This window comes from Suttonella ornithocola (genome assembly GCF_001889065.1).
Classification (GTDB): Bacteria; Pseudomonadota; Gammaproteobacteria; order Cardiobacteriales; family Cardiobacteriaceae; genus Suttonella_A; species Suttonella_A ornithocola.
The window spans coordinates 1-3146 of the sequence record NZ_LWHB01000185.1 but is presented as its reverse complement, the minus strand read 5'-3'; the positions used below and the strand labels follow the sequence as shown (position 1 = coordinate 3146).

3 protein-coding genes are annotated in these 3146 nt (G+C 40.4%); all 3 read right to left on the bottom strand.

What is annotated here, in order from left to right:
* Positions 1–99: 99 nt before the first annotated feature.
* A complete protein-coding gene (locus A5N85_RS12320; RefSeq protein WP_072577478.1) occupies positions 100–1230 on the bottom strand; it encodes a dynamin family protein in 1131 nt (376 codons plus the stop codon).
* A 3-nt stretch (positions 1231–1233) separates the two neighbouring features.
* Positions 1234–2169 carry a dynamin family protein gene (locus A5N85_RS12315; RefSeq protein WP_072577477.1) on the bottom strand — a complete coding sequence of 312 codons (936 nt, stop codon included), beginning with the start codon at positions 2167–2169 and terminating at the stop codon, positions 1234–1236.
* A partial coding sequence (locus tag A5N85_RS12310; RefSeq protein WP_346243181.1) for a helix-turn-helix transcriptional regulator occupies positions 2156–3146 on the bottom strand: 991 nt, incomplete at its 5' end. The genes A5N85_RS12310 and A5N85_RS12315, both read right to left, overlap by 14 nt.

The following is a 3146-nucleotide window of genomic DNA, read 5'->3' as shown; positions in this document are numbered from 1 at the left end:
GATTTTGTAGCGCTTTGCAACAGCGCGCCAAGTTTCTCCATTAGCAATATCGTTAAGAATTTTCTGTCGGAATTGGCAGCAGTAGGTCATAGGATATGCTCAGTTTGTTTTTGATAATTCTACTACAAGTTGTTCTTTATATCTGCTTTGGATAGATTGGATTATAAGTGATTTGACTATATTCTCCAAATAGACTTTTGCACGCGCCACAACCCCCTCGATATGCTCGCCTTTTTCTGGATCAAATACATCCGCTTTATTCAACACAAAAATAAAACGGTCTTTGCTTTGTTTCCCCCCTTCTTTCATAATTTCAGCAATATCTTGTAATAATCTTTGGTCATCATTGATACCTAATTGCTGAGCATTAAGCACATATAAAATCAAAGGATTTTTCTTAGTATCTTTAAGATGCCTCTGTGTCGCTAAGGCATGATCATTATCCTGACTATTATTCGGTCCAGGCGTATCGCTGACGACTAAGCAAACATTTTCACGCTCTTGAATACCACCGATTTTTCCCTCAATATAAATTGTGTGAGTGGTTTTGTCCCGATTCCAATCCGCCAGTAAATTTTTAGCCTGTTCCGCTGTTCCTCGCTCGCCAGAAAAACGTATCATTTGCGTGCCGTCAATTGATTGTCCATCGGCATCACTACGCCAAACTTTAAATTCACCTAATGGCATTTGGTCATTGTCCATGATTTTGGCAATGGTTGCGGTGGTGGCTTCATTGAGGGCTGGCAATAATTCACAACCCAACATAGCATTAATAACCGTTGATTTCCCTGAAGACATCGTAGCAACAACGAAAACATCAAAATTTTTATCGTGTATTGCCTCTTGCAAATCTGCTCTAACATTAGGATTTTCTCGCAAAGCATTGCCCATCAGTTCGCTGCTTTCCGCTTCTTGATAAAGCTCAGCAACTTGTTGTAAGCGCTCTTCAGCGCCTGCAACAGGGTCTAAACTTATCTGAACATTAAAACCTTGTTGATTTGCCTGCTCCACGGCTTGTCGCATATCCTCACAATCTGTAGGAATGCCCCTAAACTCAATCTCAAACTCCCTAAAATTAAAAACATATTCAAGATCTGTAAAAAAGTTCTCTATCCACTCTTGGAAACGACGGCTGCTATAGCTGTCAAAAATGCTATCCTGAGTCAATTCATCATTTACCCAGAAAGCGGTTTCTACAGTAAATGGATTATGAATAATCTTTATTTTCATAGTTTATCCTTTGCTATTTAGATGGTTAGAAGATGAGACACGCGTTTGTAAATATTTTTCCAATTCAGAAAACCCTGAACGCTGAATAATGTCTAATAATTCCGATTTTGACTGACACGCCTCCTCAGCAAAAAAGCGCAATGCCGACCGCTCTGCTCGAGTCAATGGATGACGAGATAAACGTTTTCGTGCCAAAAGTGCTGGACGAGCCGTCAATGGAATAATATGTGGCTGAGTAAAGCCGATATCTTGTAAATAAAGATGAACATTAGAAACAACCCGCTCAATGTTTTCCCCTTTTTCAGTATCCAGCATGTCGCATTTATTAAGCACAAAAACAATTGATTTACTTAAATCTTTTTCCAGATGTTTTTTGATTTTTTCTAATAAACCCCTGTCATCGTAAATCCCTACTTGAGTCGCATTCAGTAAATAGAGAATGAGTCCATAATGTTCGTTTTCTAAGGTATACATTGTTAACGCACTATGCTCGCTATCTTGACTATTATTTGGACCGGGCGTGTCATAAATAACCAAAGCGGCTTTATCATTTAAAATCGTCTTAATATCTCCCCGCAAATCAATATAGTTAATCGCTTTGGATTGATTCCATTCCTCAATCTGCTTTGGAGTAATACGCGTAATACGCCGTGTCTGCGGCAAAGGGGGAGTAGATAAATCATCCAAGTTAATGTGATAACCACGCCCCTGAAAATGCTTCATTCCATCTTCATCATAAATGCGCGTAATAACAGCGGTCGCCGCTTCATTCGCAATAGGTAAAACCTCTTCTCCAATAAGCGCATTAATTAAGGTTGATTTACCCGCGCTCATCGTCCCTATGACAACAATATCAAAAGTAGGAAGCGCTTTATTCTTTGTGGCGATTAACCAATTTAGATATTTACGTTTCGCTCGACCTTTTTTATTTTTCTTCATTTTTTCTTTCAATCCCCAGATAATTTTTGAGTATTTTTTCTAATTCATTTTGTAATATTTCCGGACTGACAATATGCGCGTGCGGTAACCAATATTGAACAATAGGCAACACTTCATTCGCATGGACGTTTTTGCACGCTAGAATTAAGCCACCGTCATCAAGCTCGCGTATGGTTTCTTGATTCGGCAGCAAGGCGCGGCGGGTAAAATAACCCGCTGCTTGCGCGCTGACTTTAATCAGGATTTCTTTGAGTTGGTTGCCGTGATAAAGGCTGTCGCTGGCGAGCATATCCGCCAACAGTGTTTCATCAGCGATAAAAGTATGTTCTTCTGTGGTCAATTCGCTAATTTGGCTGAAGCAATAGGTTTTTTGTTTACCGTTATCCAGCCCAATGAGATACCAAATGCCGTTTTTATTAACCAGTCGATAGGGTTCAAGCTGATAAATTTTACTTTCACCGCTGCGGATTTTTTGGTAACGAAAACGCACACGATGATGCGTGTTAATCGCTTGACTTAAAGCATCAAATTCCGCTTGCTTATTACGGATATTTTCGTATTGGAAGCCTTTAACGTGAACACTGCGGTTCAGCTGATTTTGGAAAAAGAGCCGTTCAGCTTCAGGGAAAAGATGTTGCAATCCTGCAAAAATAGCAAAGTGCTGAATGTCGGTTTTATTGAGATGCCCTTGCTTATTTTTATTTAGGCGGTAGTAACTACCACGTTCGGCGTAGTCAAGAAACCCGAAACGTTGTTCTAAATCGCGTTTAATTGTTTTCGGATGGACGTGGTAATCTTCAGCAAGTTGGGCGACGGCGAGGCGTTCGCCGTAATTAAGACGGGTGAGAATATCCGCTAAACGATTAGCAAGTGTTTCATGACTTGCTTGCTTGCTTGCTTGCTTGCTTGCTTGCTTGCTTGCTTGCTTGCTTGCTTGCTTGCTTGCTTGCTTGCTTGCTTGCTTGCTTGCTTGCTTG

Excerpts from the sequence above, each read along its gene's own strand:
- A5N85_RS12320 (WP_072577478.1), bottom strand. The coding sequence starts at position 1,230 with ATGAAAATAAAGATTATTCATAATCCATTTACTGTAGAAACCGCTTTC.
- A5N85_RS12315 (WP_072577477.1), bottom strand. The coding sequence starts at position 2,169 with ATGAAGAAAAATAAAAAAGGTCGAGCGAAACGTAAATATCTAAATTGG.